Annotated in this window: 25 protein-coding genes and 1 pseudogene; 20 read left to right on the forward strand and 6 right to left on the reverse strand. The window is 71.1% G+C overall.

The features are described 5' to 3' along the window. Positions 1 to 253 precede the first annotated feature (253 nt). The 4 genes from M2163_RS07610 (at position 254) to M2163_RS07625 (ending at position 7015) form a co-directional block, all read left to right on the forward strand. Positions 254 to 1258: an alpha/beta hydrolase gene (locus M2163_RS07610; protein WP_348541385.1), complete on the forward strand. Its 1005-nt coding sequence runs from the start codon at positions 254 to 256 to the stop codon at positions 1256 to 1258. Further along, a complete protein-coding gene (locus M2163_RS07615) occupies positions 1255 to 1449 on the forward strand; it encodes a hypothetical protein (protein WP_280853585.1) in 195 nt (64 codons plus the stop codon). The genes M2163_RS07610 and M2163_RS07615 overlap by 4 nt, the downstream gene beginning before the upstream one ends. After that, positions 1446 to 4166, forward strand: a complete 2721-nt coding sequence (locus tag M2163_RS07620) for a LuxR family transcriptional regulator (RefSeq protein ID WP_280853584.1) — start codon at positions 1446 to 1448, stop codon at positions 4164 to 4166. The genes M2163_RS07615 and M2163_RS07620 overlap by 4 nt, the downstream gene beginning before the upstream one ends. A gap of 80 nt (positions 4167 to 4246) precedes the next feature. Next, on the forward strand, positions 4247 to 7015 hold the full coding sequence (locus M2163_RS07625; protein WP_280853583.1) for a helix-turn-helix transcriptional regulator: 2769 nt from the start codon (positions 4247 to 4249) through the stop codon (positions 7013 to 7015). 24 nt (positions 7016 to 7039) lie between these two features. On the opposite strand, the gene M2163_RS07630 is transcribed toward M2163_RS07625, so the two are convergent. Beyond that, entirely contained in the window at positions 7040 to 7492 is a 453-nt protein-coding gene (locus M2163_RS07630) for a hypothetical protein (RefSeq protein ID WP_280853582.1), read from the reverse strand. 223 nt (positions 7493 to 7715) lie between these two features. Between M2163_RS07630 and M2163_RS07635 the strand changes: the two genes are divergently transcribed. From M2163_RS07635 to M2163_RS07655, 5 genes are all read left to right on the forward strand, one after another. Further along, complete coding sequence (locus tag M2163_RS07635) at positions 7716 to 8345, forward strand: TetR/AcrR family transcriptional regulator (protein WP_280854295.1); 630 nt, start codon at positions 7716 to 7718, stop codon at positions 8343 to 8345. Positions 8346 to 8638: 293 nt separating this feature from the next. Next, positions 8639 to 9421, forward strand: a complete 783-nt coding sequence (locus tag M2163_RS07640; RefSeq protein ID WP_280853581.1) for an MEDS domain-containing protein — start codon at positions 8639 to 8641, stop codon at positions 9419 to 9421. Next, complete coding sequence (locus M2163_RS07645) at positions 9418 to 10377, forward strand: sensor histidine kinase (protein WP_280893525.1); 960 nt, start codon at positions 9418 to 9420, stop codon at positions 10375 to 10377. The genes M2163_RS07640 and M2163_RS07645 overlap by 4 nt, the downstream gene beginning before the upstream one ends. Before the next feature lie 123 nt (positions 10378 to 10500). Continuing rightward, entirely contained in the window at positions 10501 to 11322 is an 822-nt protein-coding gene (locus M2163_RS07650; protein WP_280893526.1) for a MerR family transcriptional regulator, read from the forward strand. A 189-nt stretch (positions 11323 to 11511) separates the two neighbouring features. After that, on the forward strand, positions 11512 to 12042 hold the full coding sequence (locus M2163_RS07655) for a hypothetical protein (RefSeq protein WP_280893527.1): 531 nt from the start codon (positions 11512 to 11514) through the stop codon (positions 12040 to 12042). A gap of 78 nt (positions 12043 to 12120) precedes the next feature. Here the strand turns inward: M2163_RS07655 and M2163_RS07660 are convergent, their stop codons facing one another. Next, on the reverse strand, positions 12121 to 12876 hold the full coding sequence (locus tag M2163_RS07660; RefSeq protein ID WP_280853577.1) for an SDR family oxidoreductase: 756 nt from the start codon (positions 12874 to 12876) through the stop codon (positions 12121 to 12123). A gap of 127 nt (positions 12877 to 13003) precedes the next feature. Between M2163_RS07660 and M2163_RS07665 the strand changes: the two genes are divergently transcribed. Next, the gene (locus tag M2163_RS07665) at positions 13004 to 13438 is read left to right on the forward strand and encodes an Rrf2 family transcriptional regulator (RefSeq protein ID WP_280893528.1); all 435 of its coding nucleotides are present in this window, start codon (positions 13004 to 13006) and stop codon (positions 13436 to 13438) included. A 1115-nt stretch (positions 13439 to 14553) separates the two neighbouring features. Here M2163_RS07665 and M2163_RS07670 read toward each other — a convergent pair. Beyond that, positions 14554 to 14856, reverse strand: coding sequence for a PadR family transcriptional regulator (locus M2163_RS07670; protein ID WP_280853573.1), 303 nt, complete (start codon positions 14854 to 14856; stop codon positions 14554 to 14556). Positions 14857 to 15091: 235 nt separating this feature from the next. Here M2163_RS07670 and M2163_RS07675 point away from each other — a divergent pair, with 235 nt between their 5' ends. Continuing rightward, entirely contained in the window at positions 15092 to 15508 is a 417-nt protein-coding gene (locus M2163_RS07675; RefSeq protein ID WP_280893529.1) for a hypothetical protein, read from the forward strand. Here M2163_RS07675 and M2163_RS07680 read toward each other — a convergent pair. Then, the gene (locus M2163_RS07680; protein WP_280893530.1) at positions 15480 to 18233 is read right to left on the reverse strand and encodes a LuxR family transcriptional regulator; all 2754 of its coding nucleotides are present in this window, start codon (positions 18231 to 18233) and stop codon (positions 15480 to 15482) included. The genes M2163_RS07675 and M2163_RS07680 overlap by 29 nt on opposite strands. Positions 18234 to 18672: 439 nt before the next feature. Between M2163_RS07680 and M2163_RS07685 the strand changes: the two genes are divergently transcribed. From M2163_RS07685 to M2163_RS07710, 6 genes are all read left to right on the forward strand, one after another. Further along, positions 18673 to 18876 (forward strand): hypothetical protein, encoded by a 204-nt coding sequence (locus tag M2163_RS07685; protein ID WP_280893531.1) that lies wholly within the window; start codon positions 18673 to 18675, stop codon positions 18874 to 18876. A 147-nt stretch (positions 18877 to 19023) separates the two neighbouring features. Next, positions 19024 to 19884: an NAD-dependent epimerase/dehydratase family protein gene (locus M2163_RS07690; protein WP_280897227.1), complete on the forward strand. Its 861-nt coding sequence runs from the start codon at positions 19024 to 19026 to the stop codon at positions 19882 to 19884. 158 nt (positions 19885 to 20042) lie between these two features. Beyond that, positions 20043 to 20936 (forward strand): LysR substrate-binding domain-containing protein, encoded by an 894-nt coding sequence (locus tag M2163_RS07695; protein ID WP_280893532.1) that lies wholly within the window; start codon positions 20043 to 20045, stop codon positions 20934 to 20936. Between the two features lie 88 nt (positions 20937 to 21024). Then, positions 21025 to 21492 (forward strand): SRPBCC family protein, encoded by a 468-nt coding sequence (locus M2163_RS07700; RefSeq protein ID WP_280893533.1) that lies wholly within the window; start codon positions 21025 to 21027, stop codon positions 21490 to 21492. Then, positions 21489 to 21857, forward strand: coding sequence for a helix-turn-helix domain-containing protein (locus M2163_RS07705; RefSeq protein ID WP_280853567.1), 369 nt, complete (start codon positions 21489 to 21491; stop codon positions 21855 to 21857). The genes M2163_RS07700 and M2163_RS07705 overlap by 4 nt, the downstream gene beginning before the upstream one ends. 14 nt (positions 21858 to 21871) lie before the next feature. Continuing rightward, complete coding sequence (locus M2163_RS07710; protein WP_280853566.1) at positions 21872 to 22315, forward strand: SRPBCC domain-containing protein; 444 nt, start codon at positions 21872 to 21874, stop codon at positions 22313 to 22315. Between the two features lie 147 nt (positions 22316 to 22462). Here M2163_RS07710 and M2163_RS07715 read toward each other — a convergent pair. Beyond that, positions 22463 to 22552, reverse strand: a pseudogene (locus M2163_RS07715) (pyridoxamine 5'-phosphate oxidase); the annotation flags it as partial. 100 nt (positions 22553 to 22652) lie between these two features. Between M2163_RS07715 and M2163_RS07720 the strand changes: the two are divergent. Next, positions 22653 to 22868: a hypothetical protein gene (locus M2163_RS07720; protein WP_348542164.1), complete on the forward strand. Its 216-nt coding sequence runs from the start codon at positions 22653 to 22655 to the stop codon at positions 22866 to 22868. A gap of 56 nt (positions 22869 to 22924) precedes the next feature. Here the strand turns inward: M2163_RS07720 and M2163_RS07725 are convergent, their stop codons facing one another. Then, positions 22925 to 23257, reverse strand: a complete 333-nt coding sequence (locus M2163_RS07725; RefSeq protein WP_280893534.1) for a non-heme iron oxygenase ferredoxin subunit — start codon at positions 23255 to 23257, stop codon at positions 22925 to 22927. Between the two features lie 410 nt (positions 23258 to 23667). Here M2163_RS07725 and M2163_RS07730 point away from each other — a divergent pair, with 410 nt between their 5' ends. Continuing rightward, positions 23668 to 24459, forward strand: a complete 792-nt coding sequence (locus tag M2163_RS07730; RefSeq protein ID WP_280893535.1) for a GNAT family N-acetyltransferase — start codon at positions 23668 to 23670, stop codon at positions 24457 to 24459. Then, positions 24456 to 24680, forward strand: a complete 225-nt coding sequence (gene infA, locus M2163_RS07735) for a translation initiation factor IF-1 (RefSeq protein WP_168720805.1) — start codon at positions 24456 to 24458, stop codon at positions 24678 to 24680. The genes M2163_RS07730 and infA overlap by 4 nt, the downstream gene beginning before the upstream one ends. Positions 24681 to 24699 lie beyond the last annotated feature (19 nt).

Here is a 24699-nt window from a genome sequence, read left to right on the forward strand (position 1 = left end):
CTGCACCAGGACGTTCGTGGACCGCGAGGGCCCGGCATGAAGTATGACTTTTCCCGAAGCGCGGACGCCAAGGTTCCGGTTCGGCCGCCGGGGCGAGTGCACGAAACGCACAGCACCGGTGCACGCTGGGCAAAGGCGGCCGCCGTCCGGCTTCCTACACTGCGATGCGTCCCAGCCCGACCAGCGGGCCCCCGGTCCGGAAGGGTCGCGCATGTCGTCGTACACCACATCGCATGGGCTCCTTCTGGAACCGGTGGTTGAGGCGTTCCTCCACGCCTCCTCCCCCGTCGAGCGGGATGCGCCCGGTGGCCGCAGAGCTCTGGAACGGGCGCAGTCCGGCCGGGCCTTGCTGCCGGAGACCGACGCCGAGTGGGTGACGGTCCCGGGCGGCCCGACCGGAGGTGTGCCGGTGCGGATCGTCCGCCCGCGCGGCACCACCGCCGTACTGCCCGTCGTCCTTTGTCTGCACGGGCCGGGCTGGGTGTTCAGCAGCGCCGTCACGCACGACCGGCTGGTGCGTGAACTGGCGGTGGGTGCCGACGCCGCCGTGGTCTTCCCCGAGTACACGCGCCCGCCCGAGGCCGCTTACCCGGTCGCCCTCCAGCAGATCCACACGGTGGCCCGCCGGCCGGCCGGCGAGAACGGGCCGGGCGGGCTCGACGGCACCCGCATGGCCGTCGCGGGAGACTCCGCCGGAGGCACCCTGGCCGCCGCGCTGACTCTGCCGGCCAAGGAACACGGTGACGTGCGCTTCGCTCACCAGGTGCTGTTCTGCCCGGTCACCGACGCGGGCTGCGACAGCGCTTCGTACGAAAGGTTCGCTTCCGGCTACCGCCGTGCGCACGCTCGGCAGCGTGACCAGTTGGCCGGACTGCCGCCCGGCCTCGTCATCACCGCCGAGGCGGACGTGGTGCGCGACGAGGGCGAGGCGTACGCGGCCGGACTCAGGGCGGCCGGTGTGCCGGTCACCGCCGTCCGCCACCTCGGCGTCGTCCACGGCTTCGTGCTGCTCGACGCCCTGCGCGGCTCCCAGGCCGCCGCGTCGGCCATCGCCCTGGCCTGCGACACCCTGCACAGCGCCCTGCACGACGCACTGCCGAAGGCTTGCCCTCGATGGACGCCCGCCCAGGCGCAGAGGGCCTGGCCCCGACGTTCCACACCTCGCCGCAGGAGCCGGACATGCACGCCCCGTCCATCCCCGTGGCACTCGTCCACCGGCTGTGTCCGTCGGGTCGGCAGCGTGAGGTCGAGTCCGTGAGCCGCTCGCTCGGCCACGCTCGGAGCACGACGTCCTCGCTGCGGCGGTACGCCACCGTGGTCCGGCTGCGCGGCAGCTTCGGCGAGGGACCGGGCGGCCGTCCCGGCTCCGTAGACTCGCTGACGGCGCTCGTCGAGAGCGTTGCCGCACAGGCCCGGGGCACCGGCCTCGGCGGCCGGTCGAAGGGATGAACGTGGACCTCATCGGCCGGGAAGCGCAACTCGGGTTGCTGCACGGCGTGCTGTCGGAGGTGGGCAGCCGCGGGGCGGCGGTCCTGGTCCGCGGAGCACCGGGCATCGGCAAGACCTCCTTGCTCGCGGCGACGGGAGAACTGGCGGAGTCGCTCGGGTTCCGAGTGCTCCACGCCGTGGGTGTCGAAGTCGAGAGCCACCTCCCCTTCGGCGGTCTCCAGCAGCTGCTGCGACCGCTCGGTCCCGCGCGGACGGAAGGCAGCGCTCACCGCCCCGTACTGGCGGCCGCGCTCGGCCATGCCGAGGCCGAGGTGCCCGACGTCTTCATGGTGGGTCTCGCCGTGCTCGATCTCATCACCGACGTCGCCGCGACCGCGCCGGTCCTGATCCTCGCCGACGACGCGCAGTGGCTCGATGACGCCACGGTCAGCGTCCTCGCCTTCATGGCGCGCCGGATCGGCTCGGAGCCGGTCGTCGTGGTCGGCGCCGCGCGGGACGGCTACCGGTCGCGGCTGAGCCCCGACGAACTCACCACCGTTGCGCTGGAACCGCTCTCCCACGACGACTCTGCGGCGCTTCTCGACGGCCGGGCCCCCGGCCTGCGGCCGGCCGCGCGGCGCAGACTGCTCGCGGCGGCGGCCGGCAATCCTCTGGCCCTGTCCGAGCTGTCCCGCACGCTGGACAAGGCAGCCGACCCGGACGAGACGTTCCTGCCGCTCACCGAACGTCTGGAGCGCGCGTTCACCGACCGGGTGGCGACACTGCCGGCGGCCACGCGGGCCGTCCTGCGGGTCGCAGCTCTCGACGGCGGTTCGTCGCTCAGCGAGATCTTCGCTGCGGCCCGGCTCCTGGCCGGTGCGGCCGTGGGGATCGGTGATCTCGAACCGGCCCTGCGGGCCCGGCTGGTCTCGGTCGCCGGGGTCGAACTGCGCTTCGGGCATCCCCTGATGCGCTCGGCGATCCAGCAGACGATGCCCACGGCGGAACGCCAGGCCGCACACGCCGCCCTGGCGACGGTGCTCGACGCCCACCCCGACCGCCGGACGCGGCACCGAGCCGCGGCCACCTCGACCACGGACGAGGCCCTCGCCCAGGCGCTGGAGGACTCCGCCCTTCGAGCCGCACGCCGCGGGGCTATCGGAGAAGCGGTCACGGCCCTCGAACAGGCGGCGGTGCTCAGCGGCGATCCCGTCCACCGCATCGAACGCCTGCTGCGCGCCGCCGACTACGCCGTCGAGCTCGGGCGGCCGGAGTCCGTGAACCGCTTGCTCGACCACGCGCAGACCGCGGCACTGTCACCTCGGCAGCGTGCCACGGTGCTCTGGCTCCGTGGCAGCTTCGACGAGGGGCTGGGCGGCCCTCCCGGCTCGGTGATCTCCCTCACGGCGCTGGCCGAGAGCGTCGCCGCGGACGACCGGGCCCTGGCTCTGCGGATCCTGTGGAGTGCCGCGCAGTTGTGCTTCTGGTCCGAACCCGGCCCGGAGGCGCGACGCCGGATTCTGGACGCGGTCGAGCACATGGTGTCGGCCGACCTCGATCCGTGGCGGCTGGCCATATGTGCCTATGCGGCGCCGGTCGAGCGGGGCGCGTTCGTCCTGAACGGGATCCGGGAGCTGACGCCGAAGGGCGGCGACGACGGTCGCGCCTACCGGATGCTGAGCACGGCGGCGCTGCTGGCCGGCGGCTTCGACGCCGCGCGTGCCTTCGCCGCGGCCGGGAGTGTCGGTCTGCGGGCCCAGGGCCGCCTGGGTCTGCTGGCGCGCACGGCCGGCGCACAGGCCTGGTCCGACATCGTCGTCGGTGACCTCGGCGCTGCCATCTCGGCCACGGAGGAGTCACGCCGTCTGGCACGCGAGACGACCCAGACGACGATGTACGCGCTGATGACCGCGATAGCCGCGAAGCTCGCTGCGTTGCGCGGGGAGGTCGACGACGCTCTGCGGCTCGCCGAGGAGGCCGAGGAGATCGGCCTGCCCGCGGGAGCGCGTCCCGTGCTGGCGATCGCGCTGATCGCCCGCGGGACGGCCGCCCTGGCCGCGGGACGGTTCGAGGAGGCGCTGGGCCACTTCCGCCGGGTGCACGATCCCTCCGATCCCGCCTTTCAGGTCGCACTGCGCCTCACGGCCGTCGGCGATCTCGTCGACGCGGCGGTGCACTGCGGACGTGCGGACAGCGTCGTGCCGATCGTGGCGGAACTCGAGGACATCGCCGCCGTGACTCCGGCACCGGTGCTGCACGCCGAACTGCGCCTGGCCCGCGCGCTCCTGGTTGACGACGATGCCGCGGCCGAGGTGTTGTTCGATACGGCGTTGCAGGCGGACCTGGCCGCTTGGCCGCTGATCCGGGCCCGGACCCACCTGGCCTTCGGGGAGTGGCTCCGGCGCCGCCGCCGGTCCGTGGAGTCACGGGACCACCTTCGTGTCGCGCGGGACATGCTCGACGCGCTGGGGGCGATCCCGTGGGGCGAGAAGGCCCGCCGCGAACTGCGCGCGGCCGGCGAGACCAGCCGCCGCCGCGATCCGGACGCCCGCGACCAGCTGACCCCGCACGAGCTGCAGATCGTGCAGCTGGCCGCCGAGGGACTGACCAACCGCGAGATCGGCCGGCAGCTGTATCTCTCGCACCGGACGGTCAGCTCCCACCTGCACCGCATCTTCCCCAAACTCGGCGTCGTCTCCCGTGCCGAGCTGCGGACGGTGGTCAGCGCGTTGCGCTGACCACCGTCATGTGACGCTCGCTCGGCGTGGGGCAGCGCGCCTAGCGTCTGAACCGGGCGGAGCAGCGCGAAGGGGAGCTCATGGTGTGGTCAGGGGTCGATCGGACGGCGGGAGCGCCGATGGTCGGCCGGCACGCGGAGCGTGAGGCGATCGGAAGGCTGCTCGCATCGGTCCGGGACGGGTTCAGTGGAGTCCTGGTGCTCACCGGCGACGCGGGAGTCGGCAAGTCGCGGCTTCTGGAGTACGCCGCCAAGTCCGCCGAGGACCTGACAGTCGTCAGGCTGGTCGGCGTGGAGGCCGAGACCCGACTGGGCTACGGCGCCCTGCACCGGCTCCTGCGCCCCCACCTGGGCCGGCTGTCCGCTCTGCCGCAGCGCCAGCGTGAGGCCCTCACCGGCGCTTTCGGCCTGGCCGAGGGCTCGCCGTCCGACCGCCATCTGGTCGGACTGGCCGCGCTCACACTGCTCTCACAGGCGGCCACGGCGGCGCCGATGCTCTGCCTGGTGGACGACGTGCAGTGGCTGGACCGCGAGTCCGCGGAGACCCTGGCGTTCGTCGGCCGGCGCCTGTACGCGGACTGCCTCGGACTGCTGTTCGCCGGACGCGCCGGGACAGGCGGTCACGATGTCTTCGGCGCCCTGCCCGGACTTCGGCTGGAGGGGCTCGCGGCCGACGAGGCCCGGGCCCTGCTGGCCGACAGCGTGACAGGTCACCTGGACCAGACAGTCGCCGAGCGGCTCGTCACCGGCACCGGAGGCAACCCGCTCGCGCTCACGGAACTCGCCGTGAACCTGGACGCGACACAGCTGGCCGGGGTCACACCACTGCCCGAGCCGCTGCCGCTGAGCCGGCATCTGGAGGAACACTTCCGGCAGACCGCGGCGCTGCTGCCCGCCGACACCCAGACCCTGTTGCTGCTCATGGCCGCGACGCCGACGGACGACCGAGCGGCGCTGTGGCGCGCCGCCGGCGCCCTGGGGCTGTCCATCCGGTCGGCCATGCCCGCGATCACCGCGGGGATACTGAACCGCCATGTCGTCGGGGAATTCCGCCACCCGCTGATCCGGTCGGCGGTTCACTCGGCCGCGTCCGCCGAGGAGCGACGCACCGTGCAGGCGGCACTCGCCGCCACGAGCGCCCCCGAGCGCCGGGCCTGGCATCTGGCCGAGGCGACCCACGGTCCGGACGACAGCGTGGCCGCGGAGCTCGAAGCCGCCTCCGAACTGGCCCAGACCCGTGGCGGATACTCCGAACAGGCCCTGGTCCTCACCCGGTCTGCCGAGTTGACCGCGCACCCGGGCAAGCGGGCCGAGCGCTATCTCGACGCGGCGGCGGCGCACCTCGCCTCCGGCAATCTGCCGGCGGCCCAGCCGCTGCTCGACCTGGCCACCCCCGACCTGGCCGGCCCGGCCGCCCGGGCCCGCGCGACACGGCTGCGGGCGTCCATCGAGATGGCCTGGGCCCGCCCCCGCGAAGTGCCCGCGATGCTGCTGGACGCGGTGGCCGACCTCGGCACCGCCGATCCCACGGCGACCTGGGACCTGCTGCGCGAGGCGACGCATGCTGCGATCTTCGGCGGACGCGCGATCACGGGAACGACACCCCGCGAGGTCGCCAAGGCCGCCGCCGACGCCTGGCACGCGCCGGAGTTGCCCGCCTGGAGCCCCGATCCGCTGATGGCGGCGCTGGCCCGCCTGCTCGCCCACGGCTACGCCGCGGGAGCTCCGGAGCTGACCGCGGCCCTGGCCCGCTTGCGCACCGCCGACGAACTCCAGGACCGGAACACGTTCAGCGCCGTCGTCAGCCTCGCCGGCGACGAGTTGTGGGACATCGAGGCCAAGCGGGAGATCCTCGCGAAACTGGTGACGGCGGATCGCGACCACGGAGCGCTCTACGGGCTCAGCATCGCGCTGGTCGCCGTCGCGACCGTGGAGATCTGGGACGGCCGGTTCGCCGTGGCCGAGAGCTGCTTCGACGAGGCGGACGACTACATGGCCGCGACCGGATTCAGCGTGTCGGGAGACTTCAACAGAGCTCTGCTGTACGCCTGGACCGGCCGGGAGGCCGAGCTGCGGGCCGCGGTCGCGACGATGCACGCCATGGCCGAGAACCTGGGACTCGCACTGAACCGGCGGTGGATCGGCCAGGCCCTGAGCATCTTCGAGATCGGTCGCGGACGGTACCGAGAGGCTCTCGACGCCCTGCTCGCCGTCTTCGACCACGATCCGCTGGTCCTCGGCGACATCAATCTCGCCGGAATGGTCGAAGCCGGGCTGCGGGCCGGCGACCGGAAGGCCGCGGTCATGGCCATGGAACGCATGCAGGAGCGCGCTCCCCTGGCCGGCACCCCGTGGGCTTTGGGTCTGCTCGCGCGCTGCCGGGCCCTGATGTCCGACGACGACGGAGCCGAGCAGCTGTACCAGGAATCCATCTCGCAGCTCGAGAAGGTCCCGGTGGCCGTGGAGCTGGCATGGTCGCGCCTGCTCTTCGGCGAGTGGCTGCGCCGCCGCAGGCGTCGTGCCGATGCCCGGGTCCAGCTGCGGGCCGCTTACGAGTCCTTCGCCTCCTGGGGAGCCGCGCCCTTCGCCGAACGGGCGAGAGTGGAGCTGCTGGCCACCGGGGAGACCGCACGCAAACGAACGGTCGACACCCAGTTCGACCTCACCCCGCAGGAACTCCATGTGGCGATCCGGGCCGCGTCGGGGTTGACCAACGCGGAGATCGCCACCCAGCTGTTCGTCACCACCTCGACCATCGAGTTCCATCTGAGCAGGGTCTTCCGCAAGCTCGGCATCACATCGCGCAAGCAGATCGGACGCAAGCTGAGCGAGAGGGACGCCGACGATTGAGCTCGCCGCCTCGAAGGCGGAAGGTCAACAGCTCCAACTGTAGAGACCACCACCCGTGTTCACCGCGGACACCGCCAGCCGGGCAACCCCCTGAAGGACTGCCATCAGGTCGTCGTCGGTCATGTCGTCCCCGTCCTCGGACCGGAGCCGCGTGGACCAGCGGTCGGCGAGCTCTTCGAGTTGGACGGGGCTCGCGCCGGCCAGTGCCCGGGTCAGCCGCTCCGGCAGAGCGAACACCTCGATGCCGTCGTTCATGGGGGTGGTCACCCATCGCGGCCACTCCCACCCGAGGAGCCGCTCAAGCGGCGGGGCCTCGGCCGAGGGCTCCGCGAAGTACATGTCCCACTCGACGACGGCACTGTCCGGCTCCACGAAACGGCAGGCCACCGTCGGGAAGGCCGCCCCAGGTCCCCGCAGCCGCGTCCTGGCGGCGGTCGTGTCGTCGGGCGCGAGGAAGAACACGATGTCGTGGGCCATCCGGGCATGATGGCAGCTCGTCGTACGGACGCGATGTGCCCGGGTGAGCTCGCGGTGAACCAGTCCGTGGGTCCCGGCCCAGCTCCGCAGGTCGGGGCGGAACGGATACAGCGTTTCCGATAATCGGTTCCTGTCAGGCGGCATACTTTTGCGCGTGTCGACATCACGAGATCAGCTGCGAGGAAGCGAGTCGCCGAGGCGGCGCTCTCCCGGCCGTCCGCCCATCCCGCTGGAGCGGATCGTCGCCGCGGCGGTGCAGATCGTCGACGAGGAGGGTGCCGAGGCCCTGTCGATGCGCACCCTCGCCCAGCGCCTGGGCTCCGGCACGGCCACGCTCTACCGGCACTTCGACAACCGGGCGGCTCTGGTGGCCCACGTCGTGGACCGCATGTTCGGCGGCGTCGAGATCGAAGAGGACGAGTTCGCCGCCATGGGCTGGCGGGACGCCTGCCGCGCAGGGGCGCAAGCCATGTTCGACGCGGTGAGCCGGCACGAGAACGTGGCGCCGCTGCTCGTCGAGGGGATCCCTGTCGGCCCGAACGCGATGGCCGTGCGGGAGCGCTGCATCGCCGTCCTGCTCGCGGACGGGTTCCCGCCACGGGTGGCGGCGCACGCCTACGCCACTCTCTCCCGTTACGTCCTCGGCTTCGCCATCCAGATGCGCGGGCTCCACGGCACTGAAGAGTCCGGCAGCGACAGCCAGGCGTCCGCCGTCTTCCGGGCCGCGGATCCCTCGACGTATCCCGCCACCGCGGCGGTGGCCGACTGGATGCCGGTGCCGCTGGAGGACGAGTTCCGCTTCGGCCTGGAACTCCTCCTGGACGGGCTCGGCCGACTGCGCGAGGGCGACTGACCGCCGGCAGGACACGCTGCCGCACGCACCGTGGTGCCCGGACGGGCGGCAGGGACGACAGGGCGCCCCTTCTCGAACGGCTGCACCCACCGGCCCGGGCACGCTCCGCATCCGCATCCGCGTCCGCATCCGACGCGGCGAACCAGCTCTGCGGCGGGCGACATGAGCACAAGACGCGGCCCAGACCTGGCCGTCCCGTTCCGTCCCGTCCCGTCCCGTCCGAAGATCGCGCCACTCGGAAACGCTGTGAGGGGTAAGTCAGTAGGGTGAGACGACCAGAGCGAGGAGGATCGGTGAGAGCGGCGCGCACGCTGGCGACACTCGACGAGACCGGCATCGGTGATCACGTCTGCCAGATGATGGGGCCGACGGACGATCTCATCGACCGCAGCCGGGCCTTCGTCGCGGACGGGGCCCTGTTCGGCGACAAGGTGATGATCGTCGGCCCCGCGGTGGAGGCGGCCGGGGAGTTCGCACAGACGGTGCTCGACCCCGCCCGGCTGGACGGCTCCCTGATCGCCGCGGTGCGCCGCGAGGCGGAGAGCGCCGGGCGTGAGGGATACCGGTCGTTGCGCGTGCTGCACCACGTGACCCCCGGCGCGTGGTCCGAGGGGCCCGAGGAACTGCTGCGCAGCGAGCTGGATCTGGAGGAGTTCGCCGCCGACAGCGGCGCCCTGGTGGTCTGCGCGTACCGCGGCGCCGAATGGGACGCTTCTACACTGGAAGAAGTCGGGTGTGTGCATCCCCACCATCTGGGCAGCCGTCCGGCATCACCAGCGTTCAAGGTGTACCGGACGGGAAAGGAAGGCTGGACGGTGAACGGGACCATCGACGCCGAAGGCGCCGACGCTTTCGGTGCGGTCCTGTGCACGCTGCTCGCACAGAGCGCGACCGTACGCCTGCTCTGCCACGGTCTGGAGTTCTTCGACGCGGCAGCGATGAGCACCCTGGCCGACGCGTCCCGATATCTTCCCGATCGCAAAGTGGTCCTGGAAGGAACGAACGAGACACTGCGGCTCGCGTGGGAGCTCTCCGGCTTCGCCGTCCCCTCGATTCCGGTGGTGATGGCGCCGTGACGCTCTTTTTCGACTCCAGCACTCCCCCGCCCGCGCAGGCCGGGTACCGGCACGAGCTGTACCCGTACGCGGGCCGCGACGAGTTCCTCCAGGGCACCGTCGGCTTCATCCAGGAGGCCCTGGACGAAGGCGAGGCCGTCGTGGTGGCCGTCCCCGAGCACAAGGCGTCCCTGCTGCGGTCCGAGGTGCCCGAGGACGGCACGGTCCGTTACGTCGACACCAGCGCCGTGGCGCACCACCCGGGCCGGCTCATCGGAGCCTGGCAGGACTGGATCAAGGAGCAAGCCGCAGGGGGCCGGCCCGTGCGCGGGATCGGCGAATCCCCCTGGGACGAAGTACGCAGCCAGGCGCAGGCGGAACAGCTCCGCTATCACGAGTGGCTGCTGAACAGGGCCTTCGCCGACGGCCCCGCCTGGTGGCTGCTGTGCCCCTACGACACGGCCGGGGAGAACACCGCCCTGGAGCAGCTCACCCGCTGCCATCCCCGGATCCGCTCGGGCGGACACAGCACGCTCTCGACGGACTACGACCCGAAGGCCCCGTTCGCCTTCGGCCCGCTGAGCCACCCGTGCGACCCCTACGAGGAGTTCATCTACGCCGGCGGTGACCTGCCCGCCCTGCGGGAGAAGATCTCGGCCTGCGCCGCACAGCTCGGACTGGGCGGGAGCCGACTGCGCGAGCTGCACCTGGCCGCCACCGAGATCGCCACCAACAGCATCCGCCACGGCGGCGGGCAGGGCACGCTGCGCACCTGGAGCGAGGACCACCGGCTCGTGTGCGAGTTCCGCGACACCGGCTACATCACGGATCCCCTGGCCGGACGGCGCAGGCCGACCAGCACCCAGGTCGGCGGGCGGGGCCTGTGGCTCGCCCACCAGCTCTGCGACCTGGTCGAGATCCGCTCCACCCCCGACACCGGGACCACGATCCGCCTCCACACGGAACTCACCGGCTGACCCGGCGCACACGCACTGCGGCGACGGCACCGTGATCCCCCAGTCCGGTGCCGGCTGCGTCACCCCGTCCCCGGGTGGCCTCTTGACCCTCACACCGTGTCAGGCGGTCGGCTTGGAGACATCATGTTCACCATCGGAGACTTCGCCCGGCACGGCCGCGTCTCGGTTCGGATGCTGCGTCACTACGACGCGACCGGGCTGCTGAGACCGGCGCACGTCGACCCTGTCAGCGGCTACCGGTACTACACGGCCGCCCAGCTCGCCCGCCTCAACCGGATCATCGCGCTCAAGGACCTCGGCTTCACCCTCCTACAGGTGCACGACATCGTGGAGGAGAAGGTCAGCGCGGAGGAACTGCGCGGCATGCTGCGACTGCGACGGTCCGAACTCGAGACCGCCATGGCCGCCGCGGGAGCACGGCTGGTCCAGGTCGAGGCGAGGCTCCGAGCGATCGAGAGCGAGGGGCACATGCCCACGAACGACGTTGTGATCAAGAGCGTTCCCGCCGTCCGGGTGGCGGAGCTGACCGCGACCGCCGCGAGTTTCGACCCCGAGGACATCAGCCCGGTCATCGGGCCGCTCTACGCCGAGTTGTTCCAGCGCCTCAGCTCGGCGGGAGTCACCCCCACGGGACCCGGAGTGGCCTACTACGAGGACGCCCCGGAGGGCGGCGGACAGATCGTCGTCCACGCCGCCGTCCAGGTCTCGGCCCCTCTCCGGGACGACGTCTTCCGCATCCTCGACCTGCCGTCCCTAGACCAGGCGGCGACCATCGTCCACCGCGGCTCCATGGACACCGTGCTCCCGACGGCCCAGACCCTGGCCCACTGGATCGACGCCAACGGCTACCAGTCGGCCGGATATCCGCGCGAGATCAACCTGGAGTGCCCCGAGAACCACGACGACTGGGTGACAGAACTCCAGACACCCGTGACCCACCCCTGACCGCTTCTGCCCGGCCCGATCTCAGCCGTGAAATCGGGCCCGGCAGATGACCCGCCGTCCCGCCCGCCACCCGTCAACGGCGACAACGAATGCGCAACGGGTGGGTGGCAAGGCTACGACCTGGTCTCCCTTGCTCTCTAGCATTCCAGGGACAGGGGCTCACGTGAGCCTCCGGGCAGGGGGGCAGGCATGTGGTCGACGGCGTCACGGCCGGCGTTCCGGCGCCTCGTGGGCGTGCTCTCGGTCGGAGTGGCCCTGGCCGCGACCTCGGGGTGCACGGTGCCCGTCGATGCCGTCGCCGGCATTTCCGTGACCGAAGACGGTCATCTGCTCGGCGTCATGATGGTCTGCGGCCACGAGATCGACGGCGCGATGCTCCACGAGGACAGTGACGACGCCGACGAGCAGGTGACGGTCGGTTCATGGACCGCCGTCCGACCCCTCGAGGCAGGTCTCGCCACCTGGACTCTCGACGCGCCGACTGCCGGTTGGAAGGCCGCCGGATCGCTCGCCGCGCTCGACGCCGGGACCACGTACGCCCTGTACGGCTGGACCAAGGACGACTCGTGGTCGTCGAGCAGCGTCACCTTCACCCTGGCCGACCGGGCCCGGCTCACTCCGGGCAAGGTCCGCTACGGCCGCATCTCCGAGAGCGGCGACGAAACCGAAGTCACCGTCTCCCTGGAGGAGTTCAAGGCCGACGCCTGCCGGGACGCGTGACGCCGCGGCGCCCTCGGCCGGACCGAGGGACTCACCTCGTCGGGATGGACATGGGGTCTCGCCGCACGCCCGGGACATTCAGGCGTTGTAGCCACCGTGGGCGTCCAGCACCGCACCCGTGACGTACGACGCGTCGGGGCTCGCCAGGAAGGCGATCGCCGCGGCGACTTCCTCGGGGCGACCCACGCGTTGCAGGGACAGCGAGCTGACGAGCGCCTTCAGGGTCTCGGGGTCCGGCCCGTCCATGCCCCCGTCCATCAGTCCGGCTTCCACGACGTTGGCCGTGATGTCCCGGGGCCCGAGATCCCGTGCGACCCCCATGGTGTACCTCTCGACCCCCGACTTGGTCGCCGAGTAGTCGGCGAGGCCGGGGACGCCGACCCGGGAGCCGAGTCCGGAACTCACCGTGATGATCCGGCCGCCCGCGCGCAGCACTCGGGAGGCGGCGCGGGTAACGGCTATCACGCCCAGGTAGTTGGTGGCGTGCATCCGGTCCAGTGCGGCCGTGTCGGCGTCCGGGTCGTCCACCGTGCGGCCCTGCTCCACCGAGATCGCCGCGTTGTTGACGAGGATGTCCAGGCCGCCGAAGTGCGCGAGCACGTCGTCGATCAGGGCCGGTGCCCGACTCGTGTCCGCCTGGTCGGACTTGAAGGCGATCGCCTTCGCTCCCTTGAGACGCACGTCGTCGACGACGGCCTGCGCCTGCTTTTCGGAACTGACATAGGTGAAGGCGACGTCGGCACCCTGCTCGGCCAGCAGTCGTACGGTCGCGGCTCCCAGCCCGCGCGACCCCCCGGTGACCAGGGCGACCTTGCCCGTCAGCGGCTTGCTCATTGTTCTCACCTCGTGGATAGATCCTCCGAACAGTCGTAACGCTAACGGTTACGACCACCTGTCGCAACCATAGCTGTTACGACTGCCTCGTCGTAACATGAAGCGTTGCGGCCGGCAGGAGGAGCTCATGAGTGCCAACAGCAGGTTGACCCTGGCCGCCCACGCGCTGGCCTGGATCGGCCTGTACCAGCGCCAGGGCCACGAGGTCGCCACGTCCGAGCAGATCGCGACCAGCGCGAACACCAACCCCGTGGTGATCAGGCGGCTGCTCGGCGAGCTGCGCAGGGCCGGGCTCGTGGAGTCCCGGCGGGGCGTGGGCGCGGGCTGGACTCTGACACGGGAACTGGGGTCGATGACCCTGCTCGACGTGTACGAGGCCGTGGAACCTGGCCCACTGTTCGCGATGCACCGCACCACCCCGGACCAGGAATGCGTGGTGGGTCACGGCATCCAGCCGGCGATGCAGGGCATCTACGAGGGCATCGAGGCGACCCTGCGGGGCGAACTGGCCCGCGTCACGCTCGAGAACGTACTCCAGGACGTACTCGCGGCCCCTCGCTGACCTCTCCGTCACTCCCGCACGCCGACGCCGATCGGCAACATGTCCGTGCGGTAGTGCACAGCCACAGCACACCCGCCCGGCCGGCGAAGGCCAGAAAGCGCTAGGCCGGTTCCACAGTGCAATTGCCGATCTTGCTGGCAGCAGGGACCCGCATGTCGCCCTCGTGGACGACCTGCCCTGCGTACTGGACGGCTTCGCCGTCGCTGTCGGTCACCCCCGTCGCAACAGCCTCCGCCTCCCACCGCTTCTCGCGCCGAGTCGGCGTCAAGTGTCGTTCTGCAGTTGCGGTGTCGGTCTGGAGAGCCTGGCAGGGCTCCTGGGGCGTGTCGAACGTGGAGAGTGAACCGAGCGCGCGCCTGCCATGAGCGCAGACAGGTCAGTTCCGCCTGCCACTCCTCCCGCCACCGCGCTCGCTGCTGGGCGGGCAGCACCAGGCTGAGCAGGGCCAGAACCCGTGTGGTGACGGCGAAGGCGGATGACGGAGGGTGCGGAACGGACGCCGCGAGGGCCTCCAGTTCGCTTCTGACGTCGGTCAGGCCGGTCGCGCGGGCCAGCGGGACGAGCACCTCGAGAGTTTCAGATGCTTTGCGGCGCTGCTTGGCCGGGGCGAGGAAGGCGATGGTGCGCAGGTTGTGGAGCCGGTCGGCAGGACAGATGGCCAGGACGGCCTGTTCGAGCGTCGGAGCGGCGGTGTCCAGGAGCAGATCGTCGGGCGCAACCATATCGAGTTCGGCGAGCCGGACCGCCGACACCAGACGAGCGACATCCTCACCGAAACGCTCGGCGACACGGCCCGGCGGGCACGGGGGTGTCCTCGATGTCGTGCAGCAGGGCCGCACAGACCACAGCCGGCGGCATGCCCATGTCCGCGACGACGGCGGCGACTTCCAGACAGTGGGTGACATATGGGTCTCCGCCGCGACGGGCCTGCCCCGCGTGCCAATGGGCCGCCTCGTCGTGAGCGAGCCGGACGGAGGCGAGGTCGGCATGGGGGTGACGCGTGCCCACGGCAGCCAGGACCTCGGCCGGCGACGGTGCGTTCTCACGCCGCCGGGGCCACCTGGTCGCTGACCGGCGCCGGGCGTTCATGACGCTCCCCCCCTCCGCCGTCGGGTCTACGCGGCCCACCCCGGCAGAGGTTGCCTGCGGGCACGGTAGGCGTGCGCGAGGGCGCTGCGCGCCTGCTCGGCGCCGCCCTCGGTGATCTGGTAGAAGCGGCGGCGCGGACGGCCTTCCGCCTCGTGCACGGCGGGGTCCTCCCAGACGCTGTCGACCCAGCCGACGCGTTCCAGGCGGGCCAGGATCGGATAGATCGTGCCCGACGGCAGTCCCGCCAACTCGCACAGCTCCAGGCCGTAGCGCTGTTTGGCGGGGTCCTCCAGCAAAGCCCGCAGCACCAGTTGGGTCTGCAGGGTCATACGCGGCTTCCCCACACTCGTACTCTACATAGCCCATACAGCCTGTCCAGCCTGGCCAGAGTGAAGGACGCCCTGTCAGCACGGCGACGCCATCTCGCTCACGTGCACCCCGAGGCGTGCCGGCGACAGGCACCCCGGGGACTTCCCCGGGCTCCTCCCTGAGGCGACCGCGGGCGACGAATCCCTAACGTTCCGCTGGACGGCCGACCGTCGGCCGGCATCGAAGGGGGTAACGATGGGACCGAACGACGCTCAGATCGTGCGGGTCTTCAGCCGCCAACTCAAGGGAGGGATCGCCGACTTCACCCTGGACCCGGACCAGGACGGTGACGTCGTGCTGGAGGCGGAGGCCGGGGACACGCTGTGGGACGGCGGTGGCGACTACCTGGTCACGCTGGCGGTCCGCGACCTCAGCGACGGCACGGGCATTCCCGCGCAGGTCGCCAACACCTCCAAGGCCGGTGAGGTGAAGGGACGCTTCCAGGACCCCAACTGGGCAGGACTGCCTACGAGTTTCGAGTTCGTCATGAGCAGCGCCGACCTCAAGGCCCATCGGGGTCACCTGGTCCAGGCGTACGGCTCGGTCGTGTACGGCAACAAGAAGCCGGGGTCGACCTTCGCCGTCAGCCAGCCGTTCCAGATCCTTCCGTAGGCGTGGCGGCCCGGGCCACGAGTTCCACCCGCGACCGTACGCCGAGCTTGGCGTAGGCGTGGCTGAGGTGATATTCCACGGTCTTCGCGCTCAGGACGAGCTCGCGTGCGATCTGACGGTTCGTCAGCCCCCGCGTCGCGAGCCGGACGACCGCGTGCTCCTGCGGGGTGAGCCGTTCCCGTACTGCCGCGAAGACCGTGGCGGCTCCGCCTGAGGCCTGCCCGCAGGCGGCCAGTTCCTGGTCGCAGCGGCGCAGGAAGTGCACGGCGTCCAGCTCCACGAGACGGGCTCGCGCCTTCTTCAGAAGGTCCAGCGCTCGCACACGGCGTCCGGTGCGTCGCAGGAAACAGCCGAGGTCCAGTTCTGCTCGCGCTCGTTCGAACGGCAGCTCGACGCGAGCAGCGCGCTCGACGGCCTCGGTGAACGCCTGTTCGGCGAGCTTCGGCTCACGACGGGCCACGTGCAGGGAGCCCCGTACCCGGCAGACAGACGCCAGGGTCGAGGCACGGCAGCGGTCAGCCGCACGCCGTTCGAGGGCGCTCAGCACCTCTTCGGCCTCGTCGAGACGGCCGGTCGCGACCAGGGACTCGGCCAGCAGGTCACGCCAGACCAGGACGCCGGGCTCGGCGGCGAAGTCCAGTTCCTCGTAGGGCAGGAGCGTACGCAGCAGGCCGACGGCGGCCGTGGCGTCGCCGCGGACGTAGGCCAGGTGGGCGCGTGCGTAGGTCACGAAGATCTCGACCATCGCGGACTCCCGCACCACGGGATGATCACGCACTGTCCTCAATCGCTGTGCGGCGAGGTCGTACTCCCCGCGGGCCGCGAGCAGGACGACCGCCTCCGCGTGCACCACGGGCGCGATCCATCCCTGACCGAGGTCGGCGGCCACAGAGGAGGCGGTCTCCCAGTGCAGTGTCGCCGCGTCCCAGGATCCGCACAGGAACTCGGCCTTCGCGAGGATCGCCAGAGCGACGACCCGCAAGGGCACGGGTCCGGAGCGCGCGAGTTCCGCGGCCCGCTCGAGGTCGTGACGGGCCTCGGCGGCGCGGTCGGCGTACATGCGCAACACCCCCCGTCCCATCAGGAGTTCGATGTCCGCCGGGCCTGCCAGTGCGGCTTCGGGAAGACTCGCGGCCAGCAGGAACCCCTCCGTGTAGAGCCCCAGTTGACCGAGCGCGGCAAGGTGGATGAAGCGCAGCGTCCCGCCGGAGCGGGTTCTGCCGTCGGCGTCGCGGGCCCGTTCGGCCCAGTGACACACCCCGGTGGCGTGGCCGCCCATCATGTGGACCATGACCTGCTGTTCGGCGATCCGGGCTTCCAGGCCGACGTCCGCTCCCGGTGTGCGCAGTCGCCATGCTTCGTCCAGCAGGACGCGCGCCTGGGTGATGTGTCCGGCCGTCAGCGCGAGATGGCCTCGTGCGCAGTTTCGTACGGCCTCGTCGGTCACCTCGGGCAGCGCCGCCACGACTGCGGCGGCCTCCTCCTCCCTGCCGTCGAAGAGATAGGCCTCGACGGCCTCGCAGTCCAGTCGGCCCCGCTCCTGTGGCCGCACCGCGAGCCGGGCCGCATGGCGTAGCAGGGGTGCTGCCTCCACCCACCGCCCCACGGTGCCGCGTCGCCGTGCGCAGTGGGCGAGTTCGGCCGACAGGCCGTCATCGGGCCCGTAGGCGGCGAGGGCCGTGTGGTGCAGACGGGTGAACTCCTCGACCTCGCTCTCCGCCGCCCGGGCGTGCAACGCGGTGCGGCGGACCGGGCCGAGCCCGTGGTAGACGGCCGCTCGGACCAGGGAGTGGGGGAAGGAGATGACGGTGCCCTCGGGTTGCGAGATCTCCTGGAGCAGCCCGTGGGTCATGGCCTGTCCGAGAGCGGTCACCGGTGCCGGAATGCCGGCGACGCGGGCGGCCCGGTCGAGGCCGCACTGCTGGCCGAGGACGGCGGCGGCCCGCACCAGCGCCCGTGCGGGCGAGGCGCAGCGGGCGAGCCGGTCCAGGACGAACCTGGTGTACGACTGCGGAGCGGGCAGCGGGGTCCCGGTGGAGCGCAGCACGGCCGACGGCGCCTCCTCCAGCAGGGCGCGGCAGTGCAATGGATTGCCCTGGGTGTGAGCGTGCAGACGCCGGAGCGCGGCCGGTGGCAGCGGCTCGGCCACGAACCGGGCGCTGAAGGCCACGAAGTCCTCCGCTGTCAGCCCTGCGAGCCGCAGCCGCACGGTGGTGTCGTCAAGGAGGATCCGGCGCAGTCCGCCGGGCAGCCGGCCGCTGTCCACGTCACGCAGCGCGAACAGACACAGGACGTGGTCCTCCCGCAGCCGGCGCAACGCGAAGGTGAGGGCGTGCAGTGAGGGCGCGTCCGCCCAGTGCGCATCGTCCACGACCACCACGACAGGCTCGGCCTCCTGCAACTCGCTGAGGCAGTCCAGCAGTTCGGCTCCGGCTGTGAGCGGGTCCACGTGCACCGGACGCCCCAGGAGCTGGCCCAGCACGCCGTAGGGCAGATCCACCTCGTTCTCCTCGCCGGCCGCCGTCAGGACGCGGCCGCGCGCCGTGTCGGCGACGAAGCGCCTCACCAGTGCCGTCTTGCCGATGCCGGGGGGACCTTCGACCACCACAGGACCGGGCCACCGCATGGCCGCCTTCCCGTACAGCCGGCGCAGCTCGGCCAGTTCGTCCTGGCGTCCCACGAACCCGGTACGGCTGTCCCGCCCGTCCGGCACAGCATCGTCCATGGCTTTCCCCTCCCCCACAACGGCGTTGCCGGCCCACCCCGGGGACATCCCTGAGCGTGTGCCGGAGGCCCGCCCGGCGGTTGTCTCCCTACCTTGGCTCGGGTTACCAGGATCCGAACCGGCGACGGGGGCACATGGTGAAAGCCGAAAATTCGCGCCAACAAGCTGCACCGGAAAGGGCGTTGAAGACAGTCAAGAGGCCGATCGGGGCCCCTTCGGCGCAGAGGCTGGTGGTGCGGGCGCACATCCCGCGGGACATGGAGTCCACCGAGGCATCAGCCGAGGTGGCATCTGAGCCAGTACGTCAGGTTCCGGCCCTGCCCACGGTCCAGGCGATGCCGGGGTCGACCCGGCTGGACAAAGGAGCCCTCACCGCCGCGCGGGCTGAGGCGCGGTACGCCGGGAAGCGGCCGCCGCACGAGCCGCCGAGGAGCATCTGATGAGTGGCGGAGCCATGGTCAGCGGGATCCTGCTGTTCGGTTTCTTCCTGCTCCTGGGGTACGGAGTGTGGAAGATCAAGAACTTCTTCGTCCAGGGGATCGCCGCCATTGTGCTGATGGGGCTAGTGGGCGTCTCCGTCAACTCCTGGGTGGAAGCGAACGCACCCGGTCCCACCCCACGGCACTACGGCACCTATCCGTGATCCTTCTGGTGCCTCGACGGGGTGGACCACAGGCCCTGATGCCCTGCGGGTATCACAGGCGTCGAAAGAGGTCTTGGACGCGGGGCCGCCCCCGGCCGCAGGCTGATCAGCGACATCACCGGCCTGCGGAGACAGGAGCTCATGACCGTGAAGATCTTCCTCACCGGCGGATCCGGATACATCGGCAAAGCGACGATCGGCGCGCTGCTGCGCCACGGGCACACCCTGGAGGCGCTGGCCCGCAACGACCGCGCCGCCGAGACCGTCGCCTCCCTCGGAGCGGCTCCGGTGCGCGGCGGGCTGCGAGACCTGGGCGTGCTCAACGCGGCCGCCGCCCGCGCTGAGGCGGTGATCCACCTGGCGCAGGCCGAGACCGGGGACGAGGACCTCGCGGCTGCCACCGCCATGCAGGACGGCATCGGCACCGGCGCCTACGTCCACACGGGCGGCACCTGGGTCTACGGCGACACCGACGGGGTCGTGGACGAGACCGCCCCCTGGAACCCGCCGTCGCCGGTCGCCTGGCGCAAGCCCGTCGAGCAGGCCGTGCTGCGGCGCGCAGAGCAGGGCGGCCGCCCCGTCGTGGTGCAGCCCGGCCTGCTGTACGGCGGAGAGAACCGCCTGATCGACGCCTTCTACACCGTCCCGGGCCGGGAGGCGGGCGCCGTTCCGTACATCGGCGACGGCCACAACCGCTGGGCACTCGTGCACATCGACGACATCGCGGAGCTCTACGTCGCCGCCCTGCGGGCGAAGCCCGGTTCGGTGTACGTGGGTGTGGGCGGGGTGAATCCCTCCGCCAAGGAGTGTGCGCTGGCGATCGCGCAGTCCGTCGGGCTGGACGGCAAGGTCGCCTCCCTCACCCTGGAGCAGGCCCGCGAGCAGATGGGCCCGATCGCGGACGCCTTCGCGCTGGACCAGCAGCTCACCCCGGCGCGCGCCGGGGCCGAACTCGGCTGGGTCCCGGCGCACACGGATCCGCTGACCGTCCTCGCCGGCCGCGAGTGACCAGCTGGGACAGGGTGCGCCCGTCGGCCGAACCGGTAGATTCGTGACCAGTCGCCCCGGTCGCCCCGGTCGTCCCACGGGGGGGCCGGCGGAGTCGTTCAGGACGGTCGACTGCCCGGACGGGTCGTCGCTTGGAGGAGAGTGAGCGGTGAGTCCGGGTGGATCTTGATCTGCGGAAGCTCCGCTATTTCGTGGCCGTGGCCGAAGAGCTCCACTTCGGACGCGCGGCCGAGCGGCTGCACATCGCCCAGCCGGTCCTGTCCCGTCAGATCCGGAGCCTGGAGGACGAACTCGGCGCCTCGGTCTTCGACCGTGACCGGCGCGGCACGGTGCTCACGCCGGCCGGTCGGCAACTGCTGGAGGACGCCGTGCCGTTGCTCGCCTCGGCCGAGGCACTCCGGCGGCGGGTGAGTGCGGCGGCGCAGGGCGCCCCCACGCTGACCGTCGGCTTCATGCCCGGCGTCGTGGTCACTCCGGCCACCGCCGCCTTCACCGCCCGCCGGCCCGGCGTGAACGTGCGTCTGCTGCGGACCAGTTGGGACGACCAGGTGGAGGTGCTGGTGGACGGCCGGGCGGACATCGGCATCGTACGACTGCCGATCGACCGGCGCGGACTGCAGGTACGTCCGCTCTTCCAGGAACCCCGGGTCGTCATGCTGCCGGTGGGGCACCGCCTGGCCGGCAACGCCTCGGTGACCGTGGGCGACCTCGCCTCCGAACATCTCCTCCAGGACCCGGATGCCGTACCCGAGTGGCGCGACGTGGCCGTGGAGTTGCGTGAGGGACGGCGCCGCGAGGTCCCGGCCATCCACCAGGTGGAGGAGAAGCTGGAACTGGTGGCCTCCGGTGCGGGCGTGTGCGTACTCCCGTTGTCCACCGCGACCTTCTACACCCGCCCGGACGTCGTCCCGCTGCCCGTGGAAGACATCGGCCCCAACGAGGTGGCCCTGGCGTGGGTGTCGTCCCGGCGCTCTCCTCTCGTCCACGACTTCGTCGAGGCCGCGGCAGAGACGCTGAGCCGGCCCGGGGGTCGTTTCCCTTTCCCCCAGTAGGACGACAGTCACGCAACTAAAGGTTGCACATTTCTCGCAATGTGGGCTAGGTTGTTTCGCAACCAAAGGTTGCAGAAGGTGGGTGGACATGGAGTACGGCACGATCGAGCGGGAGATCCACATCGACGCCTCACCCGAGGTCGTCTTCGACGTGGTGAGCAGCCCCGAGCACCTGCGCCAGTGGTGGCCGGACGAGGCGGAGTTCCCGCCCGTGCCCGGGGGAACGGGGCGGATCGGTTTCGGGGACTGCTCGCAGGGCGGCACCTGGGTGCAGTTCACGGTCGTCGACGCCGTGCCGCCACGGCTCTTCTCCTTCCGGTGGACCCACGAGGAGGGGGAACCAGCCGCCCCCGGCAATTCGAACCTGGTCGTCTTCGAGCTCGAACCCGCCGGGACGGGGACCCTCCTGCGCATGACCGAGAGCGGGTTCCGCGAGCGTGGCTGGGACGAGGCGAAGGTTGCCGCCAGGTACGCCGAGCACACCACCGGGTGGGACTTCTACCTCCCGCGGCTGCCTGTGTACGCCGCGAAGGCCGGAGCTGGTGGCCGAGCATGATGGTGGACGACGATCTCTGGTCGGCGGTCGGCGACCCGACCCGGCGCCGGATGCTCGACCTGTTGCTGCGTGACGGCAGTGGGACGGCGACCAGCCTCAGCGAACACCTGCCGGTGACTCGGCAGGCGGTCGCGAAACACCTCGTCGTCCTCGACCGGGTCGGTCTGGTGCACGCCACCACCGCCGGTCGCGAGAAGCAGTTCCACGTCGATCAGGCCCAGCTCGCCCGCGCCGTCGCCCAACTCGCCGACGTCGGCGCTGCCTGGGACTCCCGACTCCAGCGCATCAAGCGCATCGCCGAGACGATCCAACGCGAAAAGGACCAGGCCAGGAACACGGACAACAAGACCGGCACGCAGCAGTAGAGAGGAACACGAAGATGCCAGACATCCTTCACCGCATCGGCGTCGAGCACTCCTCACCGCAGCAGGTGTACGACGCGCTGACCACCCTGGACGGCTTGTCCGGCTGGTGGACCGAGAAGACGTACGGAGAGACCGACCTCGACGGGGTGATCGAGTTCCGGTTCGGGCCGGGTGGGTTCGACATGAAGGTCACCGAGCTCGATCCCGGTCGGCTCGTCCGCTGGGACGTGATCGACGGACCAGAGGAATGGATCGGCACGAGCGTGCAGTGGGACCTCCGTCAGGACGGTGACTACACGATCGTCCTGTTCCGGCACGAGGGCTGGCGTGAGCCGGTCGAGTTCATGCACCACTGCAGCACCAAGTGGGCCACCTTCCTGTTGAGCCTCAAGCAACTCCTCGAGACCGGGGAAGGTGCCCCCGATCCACGCGACGTGAAGATCAGCGACTGGCACTGACGCAGCGAGCCTCGAACGGAGCGCGACGACGCCGACAGCGGCGGCCGACCAGAGTGGCCTCCCACCCGGTTCATCGGCCGGCGATCCTCCTCGGCGTCGCGGCGTGATCACCTGAAGGCCAACGGTGAGCCAGGCCGGCCGAACCGGCTACTCGTACCGGTACTTCAGCGAGTCCGCCTCCGCCTGCTCGATGTCGGCGGTCGTCAACTCGGGCATCCGTAGCTGGGCGAGGGTCACGGGCTCTATGGCGACGCCGACGAGACCGCGGCCTTCGAGGCGTGCCACGGGTCACCCGGGCCGACGGATGAAAGCCCTCGCCTGGCGCGGGCCGGAGACCATGGCGGCGTCCGCCTTCGCCGAGGGACAGCCGGCCTCGGTACGCAGGGCATGCGCTGCGGAGCCGGGGCACCCCGTCGACTGGGACGATCCGGCCTCCTACCGGGGCCGCCCCGACGGGGATGCGGAGGAATCCTCCGGGGCGTGGCCGGTCGGCGGCGTCCGGGCGGGCACCGGCTGCCTGGTGGGAGCGTCGCGTTCCTCGCGATCTGGGTGAAGGGCGTCGTCGCTCTCTTCGGCTGACGCGGGCCGGTGACATCGCCGACCCCTTCGTCACCCCCCACCCGGCGCCACCGCGAGCACGTACACCCCGTGGTCCTCGATCCGCACCGGATACACCGGCACGGGACGCATCGCCGGCGGGTCGAGGGGTTTTCCGGTGCGCAGGTCGAAACGGGAACCATGCAGCCAGCACTCCACCGTGCACCCGTCCACCTCGCCCTCGGACAGCGAGACGGCGCTGTGCGAACACACGTCGTGGATCGCGAACACCTGCTGCTCGGCGAGGACGAGGGTGACGGGAACACCCTCCACCTCGAACCGGCGGGGCACACCCTCCTCCAACACGTCGACCGCGCACAGATACGTATAACCGCTGCCGGACATCGCTCTCCTCGGGTGCGTCCACGACCTCTGGGCCAGGCGTCCCCTCCGCGGGGTGCGCACGCGTGATCTTGGCTGATCGCCAACGCTAGCCACGGCGCCCGCGATCGGGACCCGACCCGAGCCCCGACGGCATTCAGTACATGGACCTAAGTCCGGGCCGCGCCAGTACGTTCCGGGACCATGCCGGGGTCAGGCCAGGCCAGGCCAGGACCCGGTCGCCTCCCGAAAAGGGTTTGAGCCGGGCGACGGCCGCTGCTACTTTCCCGGTGGACCGTGAAGTCGTCGTAGGGAGGTGAGCCCCGTGAACACAGTTACCCGTGGGTGCTCCCTCAACCCGTCACGGTCCGGCGGCTGACGTTCGGTGTCGCCAGGAGCGCCTGAGATCGAGGCACTCCTGGAGGGAGACTCCGATGGACACAACGCCTTTCACACCTGGCCTGAGCGAACACGCGGTCATGATCACGCGCGTCGCGGACAGGCAATGGCACGCCCTGGACGACGACCTGGTGGTCGGTCGCGGGCATGCCCACCACCGGCCCGACGGACGCTTGTTCGTCAGCATCGACGCCTGGCACGACACCGCTTTCGACCGGCTCGCCGAAGCCATGCTCGCCGAACTGCCGGCGCCCGTGCACACGGTGGTCGACGAGGCCGACACCGAACTGACGGCCGCCTGGCGGCGGGCCGGGTTCGCGATCCGGCGCCGCGAGTGGGAGTACGCCGTGCCCACCGACCCCCGCGTCACGGGACTCGACGCGGTCCGGCCGCCCGCCGGCGTGACGATCGTGCCCGCCGGTCAGGCGGACGAGACCCTGCTGCGGGCGGTGGACCGTGCGATCCGTGACGAGGTCGAGGCGGCCGTCGGGTGGCGGTCGATGCCCGCCGAGGTGATCCCCCGCCGCGAGGGCGACACCGTCGTCGACCCGTCGAAATGCGCGGTGGCCGCGGCGCCCGACCGCTACCTGGGGCTGATCCGGGTGGTGACGGCGATCCGGCCACGCATCGGGCTGATCGCGGTCCGGGCCGGGGAGCAGCGCCGCGGCATCGCGCGGGCACTGCTCGCCCATGCACTGGGCACTTTGCACCGCTCCGGCTTCATGGAGGCCTGGACCGAGGTCCAGGAGTCCAACCGAGCGGGCTCGGCACTGTTCGACGGCGTCGGCGCCCGGCCGGTGAGCAGCAACCTGGAGCTGGTGCGATGACGAGGAACAAGAACGTCATCGAGGTCGAGGGCAGGGTCGTCGAGTGCCTGCGCAGCGCCATGTTCACGGTGGAACTCGAGAACGGCCATCAGGTTCTCGCGCACATCAGCGGGAAGATCCGCAAGAACTACATCCGGATCATGCTGGAGGACCGGGTGCTGGTGGAGTTGCCGCCGTACGACCTGACGCGCGGCCGGATCGTGTTCCGGTACCGGAACTAGTGGGGGCCGGCGCCTTCCC

The organism is Streptomyces sp. SAI-135 (assembly GCF_029893805.1).
Lineage (GTDB): Bacteria > Actinomycetota > Actinomycetes > Streptomycetales > Streptomycetaceae > Streptomyces.

Excerpts from the sequence above, each read along its gene's own strand:
- M2163_RS07620 (WP_280853584.1), top strand. The coding sequence starts at position 1,446 with ATGAACGTGGACCTCATCGGCCGGGAAGCGCAACTCGGGTTGCTGCAC.
- M2163_RS07625 (WP_280853583.1), top strand. The coding sequence starts at position 4,247 with ATGGTGTGGTCAGGGGTCGATCGGACGGCGGGAGCGCCGATGGTCGGC.
- M2163_RS07630 (WP_280853582.1), bottom strand. The coding sequence starts at position 7,492 with ATGGCCCACGACATCGTGTTCTTCCTCGCGCCCGACGACACGACCGCC.
- M2163_RS07650 (WP_280893526.1), top strand. The coding sequence starts at position 10,501 with ATGTTCACCATCGGAGACTTCGCCCGGCACGGCCGCGTCTCGGTTCGG.
- M2163_RS07655 (WP_280893527.1), top strand. The coding sequence starts at position 11,512 with ATGTGGTCGACGGCGTCACGGCCGGCGTTCCGGCGCCTCGTGGGCGTG.
- M2163_RS07660 (WP_280853577.1), bottom strand. The coding sequence starts at position 12,876 with ATGAGCAAGCCGCTGACGGGCAAGGTCGCCCTGGTCACCGGGGGGTCG.
- M2163_RS07665 (WP_280893528.1), top strand. The coding sequence starts at position 13,004 with ATGAGTGCCAACAGCAGGTTGACCCTGGCCGCCCACGCGCTGGCCTGG.
- M2163_RS07670 (WP_280853573.1), bottom strand. The coding sequence starts at position 14,856 with ATGACCCTGCAGACCCAACTGGTGCTGCGGGCTTTGCTGGAGGACCCC.
- M2163_RS07675 (WP_280893529.1), top strand. The coding sequence starts at position 15,092 with ATGGGACCGAACGACGCTCAGATCGTGCGGGTCTTCAGCCGCCAACTC.
- M2163_RS07680 (WP_280893530.1), bottom strand. The coding sequence starts at position 18,233 with ATGGACGATGCTGTGCCGGACGGGCGGGACAGCCGTACCGGGTTCGTG.
- M2163_RS07685 (WP_280893531.1), top strand. The coding sequence starts at position 18,673 with ATGAGTGGCGGAGCCATGGTCAGCGGGATCCTGCTGTTCGGTTTCTTC.
- M2163_RS07700 (WP_280893533.1), top strand. The coding sequence starts at position 21,025 with ATGGAGTACGGCACGATCGAGCGGGAGATCCACATCGACGCCTCACCC.
- M2163_RS07705 (WP_280853567.1), top strand. The coding sequence starts at position 21,489 with ATGATGGTGGACGACGATCTCTGGTCGGCGGTCGGCGACCCGACCCGG.
- M2163_RS07710 (WP_280853566.1), top strand. The coding sequence starts at position 21,872 with ATGCCAGACATCCTTCACCGCATCGGCGTCGAGCACTCCTCACCGCAG.
- M2163_RS07720 (WP_348542164.1), top strand. The coding sequence starts at position 22,653 with ATGGCGGCGTCCGCCTTCGCCGAGGGACAGCCGGCCTCGGTACGCAGG.
- M2163_RS07725 (WP_280893534.1), bottom strand. The coding sequence starts at position 23,257 with ATGTCCGGCAGCGGTTATACGTATCTGTGCGCGGTCGACGTGTTGGAG.
- M2163_RS07730 (WP_280893535.1), top strand. The coding sequence starts at position 23,668 with ATGGACACAACGCCTTTCACACCTGGCCTGAGCGAACACGCGGTCATG.
- infA (WP_168720805.1), top strand. The coding sequence starts at position 24,456 with ATGACGAGGAACAAGAACGTCATCGAGGTCGAGGGCAGGGTCGTCGAG.